The following is a 20,268-nucleotide window of genomic DNA, read 5'->3' on the forward strand; positions in this document are numbered from 1 at the left end:
CCATTTTTTAAACAATTAAATCAATTTTATTTTCTAAATCTTCTGTTTTGCTTTTACTGGAAAGTTCAAGTTCTGGTGTATCATCATCTGAAAATTCATTTCTGTATACCTGAACCAAAAGAAGAGTAAAAGAGACCAGAATAGGACCAAAAACCAACCCCATGAAACCAAACAGTTTCATTCCCATAATGATTCCGAAAACGGTATTTAAAGGATGAATATCTTCTAGTTTTTTTAACAAAGTAAAACGCAAAATATTATCCGTCAAACCTACAACGATCACACAATATGCTGCTAAACCAAGACCTGGTCCCATTTGACCTTCTGCAATCATGAAAATACAGATGGGAACATATACAATTGCCGCCCCAACAATTGGGATCATAGATGCGGCTGCTGTTAATGCAAAAAGTAGAATAGGACTTGGAGCTCCAAAGATAAAATATCCTATTAAAGCGATAATACCCTGTCCTAAAGCAACGACCGGAATTCCGATTGCATTTGCCATGATGAGTTTTCGCATTTTTTCGCCGATCAAAGAAACATTCGCTCTTTTCAGCGGCGCTGCTGAAGCTAGAATTCTTTCAAATAATCTCGGTTTTTCAAACATGAAATACAGAATAAAATACATAGACATCAAAACGGTAAGTGTATTGAAAGTTCCGCTAACAGCAGATGTTGAGAATTTTCCCGCTGTATTTTTTACTTTATCTAAATTTTCCTTGCTTAAAATATCAAATTTAGTTTTAGAATAAACATAGCTGTGGATTTTATCTACAAAAACATTAAATTTCTGCATGTAAACCTGTGCATTTCCAAGCTTTTCTATCAAAAGGTCAGCAATAAAATAAATCGGAAGAATGATGATAACCAAACTTGCAAACATCAAAAGTAGTGATGATGCCCAAGGTTTCCATTTTCGCTCTTCCTGAAGATAAAAATTATATTTCCGGCAGACTACATAAATGGTGATTGCACCCAAAACCGCCGGGATAAAAAGTGCAAGATTAAAACAGATTAACGCTGTTAAAATCAGAATAATAGCAAGCAAAGCAACCTGCTTGATAACAACACTGCTAATTTGTTTTTCGTTGTGTGACATTATTTATATGTTATTTGTCTTGGTTTTCCTAAATATGCGCAATAGGTGGAATACATTACGATTGTGATAAAGGGTAAAGTAAAAATTATACCAACACAACATAAAAGTATTCCGGCAGCACTGATAATAAGTCCTAAAATTGCCGCACCTAAAAATACTCCGTAATTTTCTTTAGCAATATTGTATGTTTTACTTAAAGCATCCATCGCAGAAGAATTTTCAAAAAGCAAAATAGGATAACCTATCAAAAACAGCGGATATACGAAGAAAAAAGGAATAATGCACATGATAATAGAAATCCACAAAATAATATTTGTAATCAAACTGTACAGAAGAATATTTCCTAAATTCTGACGATAACCAATAAAAAGATCAGAAAACTCGACAGCAACTTTTGTGTTAAATTTATTGGTAATATAAATTAAACCTACAAAAAGAGGTGAAATTAAAATTGACACTACGCCTGAAAAAGACGAGTAAGTAGACACTCCCGGTTTATTCCAATAACTATAATCCTTATAATCACCATCCAAATCACGAAAGTCATTGAAATTACTCCAATAATTAAATCCGCTAATCGATTGAATGATAAAATCAGCAATAAAATAAATAATAGAAGCAACAACTGCGTATAGAATTACGCCTTTATACATTTCAAAAGCATGCGAAATAATAGATCCTGTATTTCGATCAGGAGCAGAACCTTGTTGGTCAAATTCGTTAAAGTCAGACATGGTGTTATTTTTTAATGTTTCTCAAATTTAATTTTTTTTGAGAAGAAAACTGTCACCATTCTGAATTTTAACTTTTTTCCTCAAAAATGGTTTTGTAAAGTGAATAAATCATCGCATTCCAGAAAGGCAAAGTCAGTAATCCGCCAACTAAGAATAATGCAAAACCGATATATTTAAATAAAACTGAGACAATTACGCAAACAAGTATTTCTATGAAATATATTTTCAAAGCTTTCCAATTTAAAGCGATTCCCTCAAAAATGGTTTTATTTTGGAAAAACATCAATGGTGCTACAAAAAGTGTAACCATCACCCAAACCACAGGAAGTATGATTGTCTGAGCAATGAATGTATAAAAGAAAAACCAGAAAATAAAATAGCTTATGTATCTGAAAAAATTAAGCCCGTTATATCCGGCAAATAAATCTCCGATAACTATCGTTTCTTTTAAATCAATTTTTTTGAAAATTTGAAAAAAACCTAAGTTTAGAGGATATAGAAAAACTTGAACCGCAACAATTCCTAAATAAAAATTCTGAAAACCCTCGGTTCCCATAATAACAGCAATACTATTTTTATATTCGTCTATCCCGGTTGGTCCAGCTTTCATATAATCTGAAGCTGCACCTAAAAACTGATTCATAATTCCATATTTTTCAGAAAAATAAAAAAATACAGTTAAGAAAATGGCAAAGTATATAATTGAAAACATCAGCTGGAACATCAAAGTTTTGTTCCAATAATAGAAAGCCTGTTTTAAGATAAAATCGATTCCCGGTTTTTGTGGATATTTCTCCTGCATTGAAAATATTTTGTGCAAAAGTAAACATCAATAACTACTTTTGCGGAATGTTTTCGGCAAATCATCAAAAATTTATTGAAATGGACGAACTTTCACAACAGAAGGTTCCATTTTTCTTTATAACAGATTTTCTTGTGGATCAGATTGAAATTTACACTGAATCTCAATTAGAAAAAGAAGGCTTATTAATTGATTTCCAAAATTTTAAAAACACAAAACCAACAGAAGAGCCCCATAAAAAAACAGAATGGAAATCTTATCCTGAAACGATTGAAGATTTTAAAAAAGGATTTGATAAAGTTCAGAAAAACATTAGATTAGGAAATTCTTATCTCGTCAACTATACCCGAAAAACAAAAATAGAAACCAATCTTACTTTAGAAGAAATTTTCTATCATTCTCAGGCAAAATATAAGGTTTTATATAAAGATTTTTTCGTATTTTTTTCTCCTGAAACTTTCGTAAAGATCAGTGATAACAAAATTCTCACTTATCCCATGAAAGGTACTATTGATGCATCTTTGGAGAATGCCGCAGAAGTTTTGAAGAATGATAAAAAAGAAAAAGCTGAACATTATACTGTTGTCGATTTGCTCCGGAATGACCTGAGTATGGTCGCAGATGATGTGCAGGTTGATAAATTCCAACATATTGATTTCCTTAAAACACAGCAAAAAGATCTGTTTGCCATGAGTTCTGAAATTTCAGGGAATTTAAAACCTGAATTTCAGGGAAAAATTGGTAGCGTCATGAAAAAACTTTTGCCTGCTGGATCAATTTTAGGTGCGCCAAAACCAAAAACTTTAGAAATTACCCTTGAAGCTGAAGGCTTTGACAGAGGTTTTTATACCGGAGTTTGCGGATGGTTTGACGGTGAAAATCTTGACAGTTGTGTCATGATCCGTTTTATTGAAAAAGAAAATGATATATTCTATTTCAAAAGTGGTGGCGGAATTACCCACATGAGTACATTAGAAGACGAATATCAAGAAATGAAAAATAAAATTTATGTCCCAATTCATTGAAAGCATCAAAGTAGAAGATCAGGAATTGTTCCTGCTTGAATTTCACCAAAAACGTGTTAACGATACTTTTGCCCATTTCGGGAAGGAAGGTTCTATAGATCTGGCTAAAATCTTTAAAAATCTGAATCATGATGAAGATGGTTTGTACAAACTGAGACTCACTTACGATCTGGATAAGAAATTCAGAACCATGATGATTCCTTACGCAATTCCTGAGATACAGGATTTTCAGCTTGTTGAGAATAACATTTATGATTATTCCTTTAAGTTTGAAGACCGTAAAGAACTGGAAAAGATGAAGATGAAATCGAAAGCCGAAGAGATCATTATCGTCAAAAACAACCATATTACAGATACTTCTTTTTCTAATCTTTTATTTCAAAAAGGAAAAGAATGGTTTACGCCGTCAACTTACCTATTAAATGGAGTTCAGAGACAGAATCTTTTAAAGAAAAAGAAGATCAAAGAGGCAGAAATCACTTTACAGAACATCAAGGAATTTTCACATTTTCAATTGATTAATGCATTGAATGACTTCGATGATATGTTTATCTATCCGATTTCTAAAATCACCAATCTTCCTGGAAATGATGATTATTTAGATCTTTAGAATTAAAATATTCTCGCAAATTAAGCGGATTTTGCAGATTTATAAGCTAAATAAATCTGCATTTTTTTGCCCAAAATTTAATGTTTGAAAATTCCTCTAATTTTCCTTTAAAAAATTAAAATATGCTTTCAAAACATCGGCATTGTTTTTTCCTTGTGTAAAAACTTCAATGATTTTTGGCTGAACATCCGGTTTGTAAAAGTTATCTAAAACACGGTCAAGGGTTCCGTCATCTTCTACTTTTGTATAAGTGAAACCGAAATGTTTGGCTAAAAACTCTGCGTTTTTATGGTGTTTTGTGGCGATAAATTCATCTAAAGTATTCGGATTGGCATTTCCCGGTCCTGGAATAATTTTGAAGATATTTCCTTCCCCGTTATTGAAGATCATAATTCTTGTAAATGGCGGAATATATTGATTCCAGAGTCCGTTGATATCGTAGAAAAAGCTTAGATCCCCGGTAATCAGTAATGTCGGATTTGCATTTTTAATCGCAAAACCCATCGCGGTAGAAGTCGAGCCGTCAATTCCGCTGGTTCCACGGTTACAATATATTTTTCTTTTACCGAAATCAAACAATTGCGCATAACGAATTGCCGAACTGTTACTAAAGTGAATATTGTAATTCTCAGGAATACTCTGCGAAGCTTTATTAAAGAAATAAAAATCAGAAAACTCAATCAGATTCAGAAACTCAGAATGCTTTTTATCTTTTTTATCTCTCAAGACATCCCAAAGATTGAAATATGGTTTTGGTTCTAAATTAATGAAATTAAGCAACTTAGAAAAGAAAACTTCAGGTTTTACCTCAACTTTTTGAGTTAGAGCAAAATAAGTATCCGGCTGCCAAATCTCGTCCAAATGCCAATGAGCTTTCGGATGTGCTTTTCTTAAAAACTGTTTAACTCTTTTAGAAACAACGTTTTGTCCGACTGTTATCAACAAATCCGGAGCATAGGTTTTATAATCTTCCTCTGAAAAATGAGTTACATAACGGTCGATATGTCTGAAAAATTTATCGTGATGCAGCTTTGAATTGGCTTCACTCAAAACCACAACCGAATGATTTTTGACCAATTGCGTCAATTGATTTTCAAGTTCAGGACTGTAATCTTTTGTCCCGACCAAAAGCATAATGCGTTGTGAAGTATTCCAGTCGGCAACTAAGTTTGACGGAATTTCGTATTCTTTCTTTTTAATCGTTTTTTCAACCACGGGAAATTTAGGTAATTCTGAAACTAAATCATACAATGGCTCTTCCAGTGGAATATTGATATGAACCGGACCCTGTTTTTCGAAACAAAGCTCAATTGCTTTTTTAATAATCTCTGAATTGATGTCTTCCGCATTGTCTTTACTATCTTCCAACAGTTCAAAATCTCCGTAAGAATGCTGATGAAAAATATTCTTTTGTCGGATCGTTTGTCCGTCAAAAAGATCAACATAATCAGTTGGTCGATCAGCCGTTAAGATCAAAAGCGGAATATTCGAATAAAAAGCTTCAGTCACGGCAGGATAATAATTTGCTGCTGCAGAACCGCTTGTGCAAGTGATTGCTACAGGTTTTTTCTCACTTATTGCCATTCCAAGAGCTACAAAAGCGGCACTTCTTTCATCAACGATACTGAAACAGTTGAAGTCATCCAATTCCGAAAAATGAATCGCCAAAGGAGCGTTTCGTGATCCCGGAGATATGACAACGTCTAAAATTTCGTATTGCTGAAAAAGATTGGCAAGTACCTGAATACTTCTCTTGGAGGAATATTTTTTCATAGGGCAAAATTAGTGGTTTTTGTTGAGTTCTTAAAGTAAATTTTAATGCGTCAAGTTTTGTCGCATCCCAGACTTAGCTTTGCTTTTAGAAATATTTAAATAAATACTAATTTCAAAACACAACATATGAAACTATTTGATGATGAATGGAGCGATGACCTCTCGGAGTTTAAGGTCATTTCCATAGATGATTTAAACAAAGGAATATTAGGCAAAGGAAAAGACCCTTTTGCAGAAATAAGAACCAGCAAAACATTTGATGAAATTTCTAATGAATATGCATTAAGTACACCTTTTGGAAAGAAAAGTGCTTTTTACAAACCTACTACTGAGGATTACGATGCATTATCCGAAGATTTTTATACAGGTGGAATTAATTATGAACTTCTTGCAGAACATTTAAAAGGGAAATTAGGGTTGATAGAAGCATTTTTATTTGATCCAGAAATTTACTTTTTAGGAGACAAAACTATTTATTCAGGTTCGTCTTCGATGGGTATTCCTACATTCAGTAATATTAAAAATAACAAACCTTTTGTATATAAAAAAGGAGAGCAAAAAGTTCAGGCGACTTTTGACTTAGCCAAATTGAATACCAGAAAGAATTTGTTAAGCAATTCTTATACTTTTGGAATTTATTTTGACAATTATAAGGTAAGTTATAATCTTAATTTTATCTATAAAGATGGAGAGGGTAAAAAATTTCAAGATGCGGAAACAAAACAAACATCTAATCCTACGGATTTTAAGCTAAACGACGAATATGTAGCTATTAAACTCTTTACATCAAATGTTAACACATTTATAGAATTTTTACGAATTGTTAAGGGAGATTCTAATGCAGAATCAATTAAAAAATCAATTACTAGTTATTATCAAGATTTCTTTGCTACGGCAAAAGGTAATCCTGATATTATTGATGGCTTATATGAAAATATTCCTGATTTTGTCTTAGAAGCTCTTACAGATGAAATGCTTTGGAAAGATTTTGTTTCTCTTTCTGAAAAAAGTATTAATGCATCTGGTACGAATGAAAACATTTCGATTATTAACTTATTGAAAGGAGTAAAAAATCCAAATTGGTGGTACAATCAAATTAATAAAAATCCTGAATCTGTCCGTAAAGTATTTGAAAAATTTAATAATAAATATATTAAGGAATTAATTACTACTTTTTCGAGAATTGGCTATAAAAACTGGGCAATTAAAGAACTTGAACAAGCATGGAAATTTGATGTTGATTATAAAGATTATAAACCTTCTGATGATGTTAATGATCCATATATAAGGTATACTGGTTTTGCTTATTATCTGGAAAAAGAAAAAAAATATAGAGTTGGAACAGCGTTATTTGGGTATGATAACAATTCTATTGTAATGCCATATAATGAAAAGGAAATTGGAAATAAAATTGAGTTGCCTTTTAGTCCAATGAAAATGATATTAGATGGAAAAGATTTACATATTCCATGCTTTGTTGCTGAGTATTTTACTAATAAAAAAATAGATGAAGAATTTTGGATAATTCTTAATAATATTGCTTCAGGATTGCTACCAGAAGTAGGAGCAGGAATTGCAAGAGGAGCAGCTATTTTATCAAGAATCCTTAATGGTAGAAAAATAAAAACGGTCGAAGAACTTATAGAATTTTTAGGAAAAGTAGATCAAAATGTAATGGCAGAAGATTTGGAAAAAGTAGGAATACAAGCCCTTTTTAGAGGAACAACGAGAAGTGTAAACGGAGAACTCTTTACAGGAAATGTTAACTCAATAGAATACGGAGCTTCAACCTCCACTGACCCAATAAGAGCTGTTATTTTTGGAGTAGAATCCTCATCTAAACCAGGAACAAAAGGCGTTTTACAAATTTATGTACCAAAAGACTTAAAAGGTTTAAATTTACAAGCCACTAATTATCGAGTTAGTAAAGAATTAGAAGTTATTGTTAATACTTCACCAGAAAATTTATCTAATTTCGCTGTAAAGGAGATTTCAATCGAGGATGCAAGGAAATTAGTTAATGAATTATACGGAATTGATATTCCTAAAACAATTACAAGTAACTCTATTCCTAACAGTAATATGCTATTAGAAGAGACTAAAAAATTAACACCTAAAGAAGCACAAGAATTCTATAAACAGATTATTAAATTTAAAAAATAAAATTTATGAATATATTAACTAATGAAGTGTTTGAAAAGCTAAATGAAAAAAAGTTAGTTTTTAATCCCTTTCTTTTTTCGCACAGAGCCCATTCAGATTCAGATATTAAATACTATGATTTGCCTATAATAAATAAAGAAAAGCAACTTTATTTAGATAATAATAGAAGTGATTTTGATTTTATTATTGGAACAAAATTTAATATTGCTTTTAGAAGAAAGGATGTCAAAGGTTATCAAAAAATTGATGGGGAATTAGATTTTGTTTCTTTAAAAAAAGGAGATAATATTGGTGTTATTCCAAAAGGATATGGGGGTATTGTTCGTTTAACATTTAAAGATAAAGTTCCTGAAATTACAAAACTACTTGTTCAAAATGAAAATGAAAAATATGATGATTCAAAAAACGATGTAATTTATTTTACTACCCAAGAAATAATGGATAAAATCTTAGAAGAATTGGAAAATTCTTAGAATTAGAAACCGTTCAGAATTGAACGGTTTTTTTATAAAATACTTCACCAGAAAATTTATCTAATTTTGCTATTAAAGAAATTCCTATTGAAGATGCTAGAATTAAGTCAAGATTACAGTATATATATATTAGAAAATAAAACAAAGCTTACCCCTAAAGAAGCATTAGGTTTTTATAAAAAAGCAATTAAATTAAAATAACAGAATTATGAATAAAATGATTTTTGATATATTTGGTCAACTAAGAGAGATTGGAATTCTTAATAAATATCCTTTTTTAGGAGCGGATGTAATGTTATCAGATAACGATATTTCTCATTATCAACTTTCTCCAGTTGATAGGAATAAATATATATATAAAATATTGGAAGAGACAGTGATATTATTCTTGGAGAGAAATATAACATTATGTTTAGTTTAAATGCACCTAAAAACTATCTAAAATTAGATTGCGAAATAGATTTCGTCTCTTTAAAAAAGAATGATAATATTGGTATTGTTCCCAAAGGATACGGAGGTTGTGTTCGTTTGAAATTTAAGGATAAAGTTCCTGAAATTACAAAGCTATTAGTTTAAGATAGAAATGAAAAATTTGATAAAGAAAAAAATCAATATATATATTTTATCACTCAAGAAGTAATGGATAAAATATTAGAAGAATTGGAAAATGCAGTAGATCAATAAACAAAAATCTGTAAATTAGCCCCACGTAAAATTTCTATAAAATGGATAAAATACCTAGTGTAGACCTGCGTGATTTCCTTTCGGGTGACCCGGAACGCAAACAGAAATTTGTAAATGAAATCGGAAAAGCTTACGAAGAAATTGGTTTTGTTGCCTTAAAAGGACATTTCCTTGATGACCAACTCGTAGATGATCTTTATGGAGAAGTGAAAAACTTCTTTGAACTTCCCACAGAAACCAAACAGAAGTACGAAATTCCCGGAATTGGAGGACAGAGAGGCTATGTAGGTTTTGGAAAAGAAACTGCAAAAGGATTTAAAAAAGGTGATTTGAAAGAATTCTGGCATTTCGGACAGTACGTTTCGGATGACTCAAAATACAAAAGCCAATATCCTGACAATGTGATCGTAGACGAACTTCCAAAATTCAACGAAGTAGGTAAGGAAACTTATCAGATGCTCGAAAAAACAGGAAAATATGTTTTGAGAGCATTGGCGTTGTATCTTGGTCTTGATGAATTTTATTTTGATGATAAAATTGCAGAAGGTAATTCTATTTTAAGACCAATTCATTATCCACCAATTACTCAGGAACCCGATGACGCGGTAAGAGCAGCTGCTCATGGAGACATCAATCTGATTACTCTTTTGATGGGTTCTCAGGGTAAAGGTCTTCAGGTTCAGAACCATAAAGGAGAATGGATTGATGCGATTGCAGAACCGGACGAATTGATGATCAACGTTGGAGATATGCTTTCGAGACACACCAACAATAAGCTTAAATCTACGATTCACAGAGTAGTAAATCCACCAAGAGAATTGTGGGGAACTTCGAGATATTCCATCCCTTTCTTTATGCACCCGGTGAGCGAAATGTCATTGAATGCTCTTGAAAACTGTGTAGATGAAAATCATCCTAAACTGTATGAAGATACAACAGCAGGAGAGTTTTTACATGAACGACTAATTGAATTGGGATTGATTAAAAAATAATTTGAAACCGGGCTTAAAGTCCGGTTTTTTATTGTTGTTTCTAACTTTGATACCCTAAAAGTTTCCTAATCTGATAGAAAAACCTTTCAATCAGCCTTAAATCCTGAGTTACAATTTCTGCATTTCCTCTTAATTCTTTATCAAACTTCAAAGTTTTGTTATAAGAAGTTTTCAGACCTTTAGGCAAAACAACATCTACATAATAATTTCCTTTGTCATCGGGAATAAGAGAGATATTCTGCACTTTTCCTTCGATAATTCCATATTCCTGAAAGCGGTAGTTGTCTAATTTAACCAAAACTTTTTGTCCGGTAATAATCTTTCCTGAATTTACTGTTGGTACAGACATTCTTCCCACCAGCTGTTCCGTATGATCTGGTAAAATTGATAGTATTGGATCTCCTGCTTTTACGAATTGATTCTCACCATAAAACTGCTGGAAACTCGCCATTCCATCGGTAGAAGAAATGATGAGATAAGTCTGCTCCCATTGTTTCAGCGATTTTCTCAACTGTTCAAATAATTGCAGAGTCTGAGACGAATAAGTGATTTTATCTTTTTCTGTATTGATCGCAGTTCCACTTTTTGTTTTATTAAGATTGGAAATACTTTCCTGCATTTGAGATAAAGAAATACTAATGTTTTCTAAATTTTGCTGAGCCTGAAGATATTTCAGTTTTTCACCCTCAAGTTCTACTGCAGCAATGACTCCCTGATTAAATAATTCCTGTGATCTCTGATAATTTTTGCGGGTAAGTTCAGTTTTTGCAGCTTCAAGATTTCTCTGCTGCTTTAAAGCTATAATTCTGCTTCTGGATTCTGACAAACTTTGATTCGCTGCAAGATTTTCTGGAGCGTAAGGCTGCAATCTTGTAAATAAATTCTCATCCTGAAAAGCTTTAGCAAAACTGTTGTAGTCTCCCTGAAGCTCACCCAGTTTGTAATGAGAAACTTCATTCACGGGAAAAGAAAGCAATTGATCAGAAGCGATTGAGTCCACAATCTTTTTTAATTTTAAAACATCTTCATAATGTGCTGTAGACTGCAAAACTAGCATTACATCACCTTTTCTTACTTTTTGATGATCTTTGATAAATATCTTTTCAATTTTCGAACTGCTTCTTGCCTCGATTTTCTCAGGTGGATTTTGTGAGGTCACAATAATAGGAGCCGGAACAAATTCCGGATATTTGATGATGTAACTCATCCCGAGAATAAGCAATAATATGAGTAATATAATCGTATTTCCCCAACGGAACATCCAATGTGGTGGTTCTGTGAGAATATCCTGAACGCTTTCTGAGCGAAGTTCTATGTTGTCTAAATTATCCAAAACTCACTTTAATTTTATTAAGAGGGTAATCTTTTTTGATTACCCTCTTACCCTAAATAATTGTTTTACAGCTAGCATAGCTCGCATGGCTGAAATTGGCATAATACAACAACATTATTTTCACATACTACACAAGCACCATTAAAGAAATTTGTAGCACCATTTGTAGCACACCCACAACCAAGACACCAAGCTCCCCCTTTAATTGTTCTTAAATTCTCTCTTGATAGTTTTTTTAAATTTTTCATAATAATAATTTGTTTTAATTTTTCCTACTCTTATAGCTTTTCGGATTACGCTTTTTAAATTCTTTTAAATGTAGAAATTAATTCTGACATAGATGATTTATTTTTTAAATTTAATTACCTAATTCAAGTTGATTTTTAACGAGTCTGTAATATTCACCTTTTAAAGCCACCAATTCCGCATGATTTCCTTCTTCCACAACTTTACCTTTATCTAAAACAATAATTTTATCGGCATGTTTTACCGTTGATAATCTGTGGGCAATCACAATGGCAGTTTTTCCTTTAAAAAACCGCTCAAGGTTTTCCATAATAACTTTCTCATTATTTGCATCTAAAGCACTCGTTGCTTCATCGAAAAAGATATATTCAGGAGATTTGTAAACGGCTCTTGCAATAAAAAGTCTTTGTTTTTGTCCACCACTTACGCCCAATCCTTCGTTTCCGATTTTTGTGTTGTAACTTAATGGTAATCCTTCGATAAACTCTTTAATATTGGCAATTTCTACTGCTTTTCTAAGTTTTGATTTATCCACATAATCTTCACCGACTGCAATATTATTGGCAATCGTATCATTAAAAACATACCCTTCCTGCATCACAACTCCACACTGATCTCTCCAGAATCTTGGCGAAATGTTTTTCATCTGGGTGTTTCCAATTTTTATTTCGCCTTCGTTCGGCTCATAAAATTTCATTAATAATTTTAAAAGCGTCGTTTTTCCGCTTCCGCTGGCTCCAACAATTGCTGTTGTTTTTTGGTAAGGAATATTTAAACTTAAATTTTCAAAAACAGGAACATCTGAACCGATATACCTGAAAGACATATTGCTGATTTCTATGTCTTTTTCCGGAACTTCGGTGGCATATTGTTCGTCTTTGCTTTCCTCATCTTCCTTATCATGAATTTCGCCTAATCTTTCTAAAGAAATTTTAGCATCCTGAGTTTGTTTGATAAAGTCAATTAATTGTAAAAGCGGACTGTTTAATTGCCCGATAATATACTGAACGGAAAGCATCATTCCCAAAGTAAGGTTTCCTTCCAAAACCAATTTTGCAGAAAGAAAACTCACCAAAATGTCTTTCATCTGATTGATAAAATTTCCACCTACGGACTGCCATTGTTCTAAAGACAAAGATTTTATTCTCAGTTTAAATAATTTAACCTGCAGAAACTCCCAATCCCAACGTTTTTGTTTTTCGGCATTGTGCATTTTGATTTCCTGCATTCCATTGATCAATTCAATGACTTTGCTTTGTTCTTGGGAAACCTGTGAAAATCTTTTATAATCTAGCTCTTTTCGTTTTCCGAGGAAAAAAGTAATCCATCCGATATACAAAATCGCTCCCACAAGATAAACAACAAATAACCTGTAATCATAAAACAGTAAAACGATGCTGAAAATAATCAGATTGACTAATGAGAATAATGTATTCAAAGAAGAATTGGTCAAAAGCTGCTCAATTCTGTGATGGTCATTGATTCTCTGCATGATGTCTCCCGTCATTCTCGTATCAAAGAAACTGATTGGAAGTTTCATCAATTTAATAAAGAAATCTGAGATAATCGAGATATTGATTCGGGTGGAAAGGTGAAGTAAGATCCAGCTTCGGATAACTTCAATTCCCATTCTGCCAAGAAAAAGCATGACCTGGGCCAATAAAACCAAATAGATAAAATTCAGATCCTGATTCTGAATACCCACATCCACAATACTTTGAGTAAGGAAAGGCAAAATAAGAGACAATAAACTTCCTGCTAATAAACCGACCGCTAATTGAACGATCAACGATTTATATTTCAGTAAATATTTTGAAAGAAAAGAAAAGCTTGCTTTACTTTCTTGATCGTCAAATTCGGTCTGAAAAAATGCGGGAGTGGTTTCAAGGATCAATACGATTCCTTCTTCCGTGTTTTCGTTGGCATTTTCGCCAATCCATCGTTTGATAAATTCTTCTCGTGTGTAAGTAATCAAACCATAACTCGGATCTGAAATGTAAACAATGTTATTTTTATCAATTTTATAAACAACTACAAAATGATTCTTGTTCCAGTGTACAATACACGGGAACGGGACTTCTTCAGCCAACGTATTAAAATCGATCTGCACTCCCAAAGAACGGAAGCCCAAATCTTCAGCAGCATCGCTCAAACCAAGCAAACTGCTTCCTTCTCTTGTTGTTTCGGAAAGATTACGGATCTGCTGCAACGAAATGCTTTTTCCGTAATGTTTACTGACTATTCTGAGACATGTGGGACCACAATCTTTGGAATCGGGTTGAAGGTAAAAGGGGAATTTTTTTGCCAATTAATTGTGATTTAATTTTTCTTAACTAACTCTTGCATACCATAATACTTTATCGCCTTCTCTTTAAGAGGGTTGGTACTCCATTCTTCCCATTCTCCGGTGTAAGGATTATAGCCACATTTTAAAGGCTTTGAAATGTCTAATCCCTCTTTATTTTCATGGGTTCTTTCAGTATAAGCTCTGCAATCTGTACAAATATAACGAAACTCACAATCTTTGCAAACTTCTATTTTGTCTTTGGTAAGATTCCAATATTTTTTGAAATCTTTGTGATCTAATGCTTCTTCTAAAGTTGTGTCTTTTATATTGCCGAAGCTTTGAGACATTGAAGGACAATTGCGAATATTACCATTAATATCAAGAGCGATTTTCCTATTAAGACAAGAATTTTTATTAAGAGATTCCGAAAAATTTTGAATATTTGGAGCAAAATAACTCTTACAAATAGTACCGCACATGTTTCTTTTTAAAAAATCTTTTGAATAAATAATATATCCCGTGTTATTCCATCTTATTGGAGGAGTGAAATTATTTTCTTTACTGTTTAAAACATACATATAGACTATACGTGGGTTTTCTTTCAATAATCGAATTAATCTCTGCTCAGAAAGTTTAACTTCAAAACTAATTACAATCCCAATAGATGATATTATCGATGATTTATTAGTAATGGTTGTCATCAATTTAACTAAGTTTTCTAAGCCGTTTTCATAGATTATAAATTCAACATGCTTACAATTAATTTCGTCTAATTGATTCAATATTAAATTAAAATTAAAATTGTTATTAACTTCAATTATTGCATTTGATATTTTAAAAGGGTATTCAAAGTTTTTATTTAGATCAGGAAAAGAATTAATATTTGAATCTAAAAAAGCAAAATTATTTTTCAGAAGAAAAGTTAAATGTTTTTTGGTTTTTTTTTCTCCTACAATTCTAATTATTTCATTAACAGAAATTTTATTATATTTTATAATAAATTCGTATAAATCAATAGAAATAGGTGTATAATCATTATTTTGTAAATCACATATTATCGCATTTTTGCTACCAATTATAGGGATACAATTTTGGTACAAAACTAACTTTTCAAAGTTCATCAAGATTTAATAATTTTGTTATGGGTTTATAAAAGCTCTGGTTTAAATAATTTTTAGTATTTATTTTTTTTATGTGTATCAACTCATTTTTAACAGGAATTTCATTTGTGTTTTTTAAAATTTTCTCGTGATTTGAAATATAAATTGATGTTTTTTTTTTCATTCTATGTTATTTAAAAATAAATCTTGAGCAATAATTTTTTCAATATAATAATTACAATTTTTTGATAACCAATCGAATTGTCCTTGTGGATTATTTTCTAAGAATATATATTCATTATCATTATTCACAATGACATCCACTGAACCCGTATTAATATTTTTCAATTTAAAAAAATGTTTAATTTTTTTTTCAATTTCATCGGGTAACTTATATGGAACATATCTATTAGGCTTTTTTTCATCATAATTTCGATAATCTAAAATAGTTTTTTTATTTTGCTGTGAAAATATAGCCATAGAAAAAATTAAATCTTTGTATACAAATATTCTAATTTCATATTTTTTCTTAATGCATTCTTGGTATAATCCAAAGGAATTAAGCTCAGCTAATGATATTATATCTTTCTTTTTAACTAAAAAAGTATTCTTGCCAAAAATTTGATACTCCTTAGTTGTTACTTCTAAAGGATATTTTATACATTTTGTAATAATTTTTTTTTTACATTCATTATAAAATGAAATAATCTCATTTTTACAATTTGAAATCAATGTTTTAGGAATGATGAAGCCTATTTCTTTAGCCAAAAAAAGATCTATTATTTTATTATGTTGTTCTTCTTCATTGTATTCTCCAACATAATTATTCCCGTTTTGATTTTTCGATATATATTCAATTGATTTTATGACAGGATTTTCCTCTTTAATTAAATAATCATAAAATATCTCATTCTTGTGTTCATTAGATAAAGTATTAATTCTTCCCCGTCTATGATAAGTATTTTCAAAAGGAAGTACTGTTTTTTCATTACTTAAATATATTGTTACGGATGTTAACTCTTCTATATTATGCCTTAAAAAAGTAGCATTAAAACCTACTAAAAATTCTGCGATATTGTTTGAAGATACATCATCATCGGTAGAAATTAGTTTAATCATGTTATAAAATTAATTCAGTATAAAATTTTATGGCTGCCTAAAATTGACAGCCATGCAATATGTAAATTTTTCAAAAATTGAATTTACTTAGAAATCAATTTTATTCTATCGTCATTGTTGATGTAAATTTTTCTCCTTGATTATATACTCCATTACCATCTGCGTCATCAAACGAATCATTATGAGTGACAGTGCATCCGTCGGCTGTCTTATACTTTGACAGTGTGCTAATGATTTTTCCTCCAAATATTTTTTTCATATCTAGAGATTTTAAAATTTTCTTTTTTTTCATAATTATTCTATTTTATTTATAAATATTATTGGTATATCGAATGAGTGATATTTTATGGAAATATTACATTTTAATTTTTTCCATGATTTTTTGTTCAAACTCTTTATAAGTAAGAGTGTAATTTTCTGGTAATGTTTCACCGTAAATGAAATACTCATAATATAATGGAGGAAGTCCCACTTGACTTCTATAAAAATCTATCTTATTAATATCTTCTATCGGATAAAATTGATATGGTTTTTGCGTGCCATATTTTTGTTTTTTATCAAATACAGAAGTTACTACATCCTCAAAAGGTGTAAAAAAAGAAGGTTCAACATTTCCAACTGCTATTTCTTTTTCTAAAAGAGGTTTAAAAAAATTCCAGAAAGGATCATTTTGCTTAAAAGAAAGCCTATGATGCCATAAAATTAACCAAGAATTCTTCTGATAACCTAGAGATTTAGAGATTTCAATTAATCTAGCTGCATTTATAGAATCTGTTTTGTCAGTCACATTTTCTTTGAAATCCAAATATTGTTGATTTTTTGATCCAGAATGATATTGATCCAAGTTTCGAACAAATTGATCGTGCGTTTTTAACTCTTCAATTTCAAAATAATTTTGAATATTATGAATATTTGAAAATGATTTTGCATAAAGATTTTCATAATCTTTAATAACTCTTAAGTAATTTTTGTTGGAAATATATTTTTTTAATTTGTCATGTGTTTTTAAATATTCGAGAGGTGTTCTGTAAAATAAAATAGACTTCTCTAATAAAACAGATGCTTTCTTATCTTCTCCTAATTCAAAAGCACAAAATGCTGCATCTAATAAGAAATCGGGGTTATCTGTTAATTTGTTTTCAAAAGATTTTTCAAAACAAAGCAAAGCTTTATTGTATTGCTTATTTTTTAAAAAGACTTCTGCTGCATAAATATAATTATATGAATCAGAAAGTTTTTGAGCAACAAAAAGATTACTAAAGGTAAGAGATATTATAATAAAAATATTCTTCATATCGTATATTAAAATTTACTGCTCCAATATATGGAACAGTAAATTATTTTAATAATAAATTTTATTTACAAACAGTCGAAACTGTTGATGTTCCAGACTCATTATTATCTCTAATCCCATTGTTGTTTTTGTCATCAAAAGAATCAGTTTGTGTAGTAGTACACGTAGTATTATCACAAGTTGATGTAGTTTTACCTCCGGTCGTTACTTCTTTACCACCGAAAATTTTAGATAATGATCTTTTTTCAAGAATTTTTTTCATAAGAATAATTTTTTAAAGGTTATGGACACACGATAGTCATTGTTTCGGTATGAGATTCACCACAATCTAACTTACCATTACCGTTATTGTCCTGATAAGTATCCGTAACTTGTGATGTACATCCTGTTGAAGAATCAGTTACTTTTCTACCGCTTGTTGCGACTTCTTTACCCCCAAATAGTTTACTCATCTCATTTGGTTTAAGAATTTTTTTTACTTTCATAATTAAAAAAATAAAATTTAAATATTTATTTTTTGCCATACAATCCCTGGCATGGGTTTTTAACAATTAACAATCTTCTATATATAATTTTGTACTGCGCACATACTCAAAAATAAATGGTTTTGTTTTTTGTTGAAGCAAATATGCATTAAGATTCCATAATTAAACAAACAAATACTTTATATATTTATGAATTTATATATATAAATTCATAAATATATAAATTGCAAAATATTGGCTTTTAAGGGTTTGTTTCTTTTTTTTGAAAAGTTGTTTCTACTTTTTCAATTTCTTTCAAATAAATACTAAGAGGGGTTCCAGTTCTTTTTTTGAAAGCCAAAGTAAATGCTTGTTCATTATTATATCCTAGCTCTTCTGCAATAAAAGGTATTTTATACGAACGAAATTTTTTGTCTTTAGCTAATCTGCTAATAGCATAATCTATTCGCAGATCATTGAGATAAACATTGAAGTTTTTTTCTTTATGAGTATTGATAATCTCTGACAGATAATTGGAGTTGGTTTTTATTCTTTTTGCTAGTGTGGTTAATGTTATTCCTTTCTTTAAAAAATGTTCCTTGGTTTCAAAAAGATTTAATTCTTTAAGAATCGTCTCTGCTACATCTTCGGCAATAACTCTGTTAGTCCTATCTTTTAGATTATCTCCTGAAGTTATATTCTCAGAATTTTCCACTTTGTTTTCACTATGATTATTAGCTATAGATTGAAGCAAATCATGTGCAATTTTTTTATGTCGCTTTTCAGCTTTTTTAGAACGATAATATAGCAGAATTAACAGAGATAAACTCAATAGTAAAAATCCTATGAACATATAAGAAATCGTTTTCTTATTTTCAATTTCACGGATTATATTTTCTTTTTCTTGCAGAAGTTTAGGCGCATCATACCTTCTAGGTAATTCTCGTGATATGTATCTAAATTTAGAATCAAGTTCCTTGTAAACAGTCAAAAAACGGTCAATATAATATAGTTGTTTTTCTTTATTATTTTTCTCTTTGTAATAATCAATCAGATAAGGATAGACTTCTTTAAGCTCAGGAAATATATTATTTGTTTTTTGTATATGGAAATCAATTTTTGTGAAACAATCAATTGCTTTTTCAGTTTCTTGTAATCCCGAATAGGACTGTCCTAAATACAAAAGAGCATAATTTAAATTTAAATCATTTGGTTGAGTTGAAAAATAATTTTTGCTTTTATTTAAATTATCAATAGCAATTTGATAATTTTTCGACTTTAGGTTATATAAGCCAAAAAGGGATAAATATTGATTATATCTGTCTATTTCTCCTCTTTTAGACGTACTATTTAATCCTTCATGAATCAGTTTCAAGGAAGGTTGTAGCTTGTTTATGTCTAATAAAGTATTTGCTAGATTTAACCTTATATGCTCATGTTCATTATCATCTAGAAAATCGCCATTATCATAATAATATTGCAATACTTTAACTGCTTCTGCATGCTTACCTATGTAATTATTGAGATATGCTAAATAAATTTCTGCGATAGCAATATGCCTTTTATTTTTATTTTTTTTTGCATATTTTAAAGCATTGATAAAATTGTTGAGTGCTAGCTTTTCATTGTCAGAATCATAATACAATCTTCCTTTCAACAAATAAATTCTAGTAGGATAACTGTCCTCTTGTGAATTTCTCTTAATAAATTCTAAGCTATCAATATATTTTAATGACATTGAAAGAGTTCTGTTATAGTGCATTAATACATATCCTTCAGCTATATAATTTTGCTTTTTTGCTTTTTTTGCTTTTTCAAGATAGTATTGAGCTATCAATTTAGATTCATTAATCTTATTACTCCCTTTAAAATTATAAAATTTATTTTCAAGTTCTGAATAATTGTATATAGATAAAGTATCACCAAAGATTTTATGCTTTTGAGCACATATCATACTATACCATGAACAGCATAGAAATAATAAAAAGGAATATTTAATTTTCATCCGTTTGTCTAATAACTTTACAAAAATATTATAAATTTCAATAATTCTTTTAAGTAAAGGAT

Annotated in this window: 20 protein-coding genes; 6 read left to right on the plus strand and 14 right to left on the minus strand. The window is 30.4% G+C overall.

The features are described from left to right. Positions 1-7 precede the first annotated feature (7 nt). The 3 genes from K0R77_RS04455 to K0R77_RS04465 form a co-directional block, all read right to left on the minus strand. Positions 8-1,102: an AI-2E family transporter gene (locus tag K0R77_RS04455; RefSeq protein ID WP_300349035.1), complete on the minus strand. Its 1,095-nt coding sequence runs from the start codon at positions 1,100-1,102 to the stop codon at positions 8-10. After that, complete coding sequence (locus K0R77_RS04460; RefSeq protein ID WP_300349038.1) at positions 1,102-1,836, minus strand: beta-carotene 15,15'-monooxygenase; 735 nt, start codon at positions 1,834-1,836, stop codon at positions 1,102-1,104. Before K0R77_RS04460 ends, K0R77_RS04455 begins: the two co-directional genes overlap by 1 nt. Before the next feature lie 67 nt (positions 1,837-1,903). Then, complete coding sequence (locus K0R77_RS04465) at positions 1,904-2,638, minus strand: hypothetical protein (protein ID WP_300349041.1); 735 nt, start codon at positions 2,636-2,638, stop codon at positions 1,904-1,906. A 47-nt stretch (positions 2,639-2,685) separates the two neighbouring features. Here K0R77_RS04465 and K0R77_RS04470 point away from each other — a divergent pair, with 47 nt between their 5' ends. After that, the gene (locus tag K0R77_RS04470; protein WP_300350428.1) at positions 2,686-3,663 is read left to right on the plus strand and encodes an aminodeoxychorismate synthase component I; all 978 of its coding nucleotides are present in this window, start codon (positions 2,686-2,688) and stop codon (positions 3,661-3,663) included. Beyond that, positions 3,647-4,273, plus strand: coding sequence for an aminotransferase class IV (locus K0R77_RS04475; protein WP_300349043.1), 627 nt, complete (start codon positions 3,647-3,649; stop codon positions 4,271-4,273). The genes K0R77_RS04470 and K0R77_RS04475 overlap by 17 nt, the downstream gene beginning before the upstream one ends. Positions 4,274-4,369: 96 nt before the next feature. Here K0R77_RS04475 and menD read toward each other — a convergent pair whose 3' ends face one another. Further along, positions 4,370-6,046, minus strand: a complete 1,677-nt coding sequence (gene menD / locus K0R77_RS04480; RefSeq protein ID WP_300349046.1) for a 2-succinyl-5-enolpyruvyl-6-hydroxy-3-cyclohexene-1-carboxylic-acid synthase — start codon at positions 6,044-6,046, stop codon at positions 4,370-4,372. Between the two features lie 126 nt (positions 6,047-6,172). On the opposite strand from menD, the gene K0R77_RS04485 reads away from it, so the two are divergent. From K0R77_RS04485 to K0R77_RS04500, 4 genes are all read left to right on the plus strand, one after another. Beyond that, positions 6,173-8,209, plus strand: coding sequence for a hypothetical protein (locus tag K0R77_RS04485; protein ID WP_300349049.1), 2,037 nt, complete (start codon positions 6,173-6,175; stop codon positions 8,207-8,209). Between the two features lie 5 nt (positions 8,210-8,214). Next, positions 8,215-8,682 (plus strand): hypothetical protein, encoded by a 468-nt coding sequence (locus tag K0R77_RS04490; protein WP_300349052.1) that lies wholly within the window; start codon positions 8,215-8,217, stop codon positions 8,680-8,682. Positions 8,683-8,890: 208 nt separating this feature from the next. Continuing rightward, on the plus strand, positions 8,891-9,103 hold the full coding sequence (locus tag K0R77_RS04495; protein WP_300349054.1) for a hypothetical protein: 213 nt from the start codon (positions 8,891-8,893) through the stop codon (positions 9,101-9,103). 304 nt (positions 9,104-9,407) lie between these two features. Beyond that, on the plus strand, positions 9,408-10,358 hold the full coding sequence (locus K0R77_RS04500; protein WP_300349057.1) for a 2-oxoglutarate and iron-dependent oxygenase domain-containing protein: 951 nt from the start codon (positions 9,408-9,410) through the stop codon (positions 10,356-10,358). Positions 10,359-10,398: 40 nt separating this feature from the next. Here K0R77_RS04500 and K0R77_RS04505 read toward each other — a convergent pair whose 3' ends face one another. The 10 genes from K0R77_RS04505 to K0R77_RS04550 all read right to left on the minus strand — a co-directional run bounded on the left by K0R77_RS04505 (position 10,399) and on the right by K0R77_RS04550 (position 20,206). Continuing rightward, on the minus strand, positions 10,399-11,691 hold the full coding sequence (locus K0R77_RS04505; RefSeq protein ID WP_300349059.1) for an HlyD family efflux transporter periplasmic adaptor subunit: 1,293 nt from the start codon (positions 11,689-11,691) through the stop codon (positions 10,399-10,401). 358 nt (positions 11,692-12,049) lie between these two features. Further along, on the minus strand, positions 12,050-14,245 hold the full coding sequence (locus K0R77_RS04510; protein WP_300349061.1) for a peptidase domain-containing ABC transporter: 2,196 nt from the start codon (positions 14,243-14,245) through the stop codon (positions 12,050-12,052). Between the two features lie 11 nt (positions 14,246-14,256). After that, positions 14,257-15,345 carry a grasp-with-spasm system SPASM domain peptide maturase gene (gwsS, locus tag K0R77_RS04515; RefSeq protein WP_300349064.1) on the minus strand — a complete coding sequence of 363 codons (1,089 nt, stop codon included), beginning with the start codon at positions 15,343-15,345 and terminating at the stop codon, positions 14,257-14,259. Further along, a complete protein-coding gene (locus K0R77_RS04520) occupies positions 15,335-15,508 on the minus strand; it encodes a hypothetical protein (RefSeq protein WP_300349067.1) in 174 nt (57 codons plus the stop codon). The genes gwsS and K0R77_RS04520 overlap by 11 nt, the downstream gene beginning before the upstream one ends. Further along, entirely contained in the window at positions 15,505-16,443 is a 939-nt protein-coding gene (locus K0R77_RS04525) for a hypothetical protein (RefSeq protein WP_300349070.1), read from the minus strand. The genes K0R77_RS04520 and K0R77_RS04525 overlap by 4 nt, the downstream gene beginning before the upstream one ends. Positions 16,444-16,543: 100 nt before the next feature. After that, a complete protein-coding gene (locus K0R77_RS04530) occupies positions 16,544-16,735 on the minus strand; it encodes a hypothetical protein (protein ID WP_300349073.1) in 192 nt (63 codons plus the stop codon). A 63-nt stretch (positions 16,736-16,798) separates the two neighbouring features. Continuing rightward, the gene (locus K0R77_RS04535; RefSeq protein WP_300349076.1) at positions 16,799-17,737 is read right to left on the minus strand and encodes a hypothetical protein; all 939 of its coding nucleotides are present in this window, start codon (positions 17,735-17,737) and stop codon (positions 16,799-16,801) included. A 61-nt stretch (positions 17,738-17,798) separates the two neighbouring features. Continuing rightward, positions 17,799-17,999, minus strand: coding sequence for a hypothetical protein (locus K0R77_RS04540; RefSeq protein ID WP_300349079.1), 201 nt, complete (start codon positions 17,997-17,999; stop codon positions 17,799-17,801). 19 nt (positions 18,000-18,018) lie between these two features. Then, complete coding sequence (locus K0R77_RS04545) at positions 18,019-18,261, minus strand: hypothetical protein (RefSeq protein ID WP_300349082.1); 243 nt, start codon at positions 18,259-18,261, stop codon at positions 18,019-18,021. A 202-nt stretch (positions 18,262-18,463) separates the two neighbouring features. Next, a complete protein-coding gene (locus K0R77_RS04550; RefSeq protein ID WP_300349084.1) occupies positions 18,464-20,206 on the minus strand; it encodes a helix-turn-helix domain-containing protein in 1,743 nt (580 codons plus the stop codon). Positions 20,207-20,268 lie beyond the last annotated feature (62 nt).

It is taken from the genome of Chryseobacterium sp. (assembly GCF_029240215.1).
GTDB lineage: Bacteria > Bacteroidota > Bacteroidia > Flavobacteriales > Weeksellaceae > Chryseobacterium.

Bases quoted from the DNA above. Each gene is read 5' to 3' on its own strand.
- K0R77_RS04460 (WP_300349038.1), bottom strand. From the start codon at position 1,836: ATGTCTGACTTTAACGAATTTGACCAACAAGGTTCTGCTCCTGATCGA.
- menD (WP_300349046.1), bottom strand. From the start codon at position 6,046: ATGAAAAAATATTCCTCCAAGAGAAGTATTCAGGTACTTGCCAATCTT.
- K0R77_RS04500 (WP_300349057.1), top strand. From the start codon at position 9,408: ATGGATAAAATACCTAGTGTAGACCTGCGTGATTTCCTTTCGGGTGAC.
- K0R77_RS04465 (WP_300349041.1), bottom strand. From the start codon at position 2,638: ATGCAGGAGAAATATCCACAAAAACCGGGAATCGATTTTATCTTAAAA.
- K0R77_RS04550 (WP_300349084.1), bottom strand. From the start codon at position 20,206: ATGAAAATTAAATATTCCTTTTTATTATTTCTATGCTGTTCATGGTAT.
- K0R77_RS04485 (WP_300349049.1), top strand. From the start codon at position 6,173: ATGAAACTATTTGATGATGAATGGAGCGATGACCTCTCGGAGTTTAAG.
- K0R77_RS04475 (WP_300349043.1), top strand. From the start codon at position 3,647: ATGTCCCAATTCATTGAAAGCATCAAAGTAGAAGATCAGGAATTGTTC.
- K0R77_RS04535 (WP_300349076.1), bottom strand. From the start codon at position 17,737: ATGAAGAATATTTTTATTATAATATCTCTTACCTTTAGTAATCTTTTT.
- K0R77_RS04530 (WP_300349073.1), bottom strand. From the start codon at position 16,735: ATGAAAAAAAAGAAAATTTTAAAATCTCTAGATATGAAAAAAATATTT.
- K0R77_RS04455 (WP_300349035.1), bottom strand. From the start codon at position 1,102: ATGTCACACAACGAAAAACAAATTAGCAGTGTTGTTATCAAGCAGGTT.
- gwsS (WP_300349064.1), bottom strand. From the start codon at position 15,345: ATGAACTTTGAAAAGTTAGTTTTGTACCAAAATTGTATCCCTATAATT.
- K0R77_RS04540 (WP_300349079.1), bottom strand. From the start codon at position 17,999: ATGAAAAAAATTCTTGAAAAAAGATCATTATCTAAAATTTTCGGTGGT.
- K0R77_RS04525 (WP_300349070.1), bottom strand. From the start codon at position 16,443: ATGATTAAACTAATTTCTACCGATGATGATGTATCTTCAAACAATATC.
- K0R77_RS04490 (WP_300349052.1), top strand. From the start codon at position 8,215: ATGAATATATTAACTAATGAAGTGTTTGAAAAGCTAAATGAAAAAAAG.
- K0R77_RS04495 (WP_300349054.1), top strand. From the start codon at position 8,891: ATGAATAAAATGATTTTTGATATATTTGGTCAACTAAGAGAGATTGGA.
- K0R77_RS04520 (WP_300349067.1), bottom strand. From the start codon at position 15,508: ATGAAAAAAAAAACATCAATTTATATTTCAAATCACGAGAAAATTTTA.
- K0R77_RS04545 (WP_300349082.1), bottom strand. From the start codon at position 18,261: ATGGCAAAAAATAAATATTTAAATTTTATTTTTTTAATTATGAAAGTA.
- K0R77_RS04470 (WP_300350428.1), top strand. From the start codon at position 2,686: ATGTTTTCGGCAAATCATCAAAAATTTATTGAAATGGACGAACTTTCA.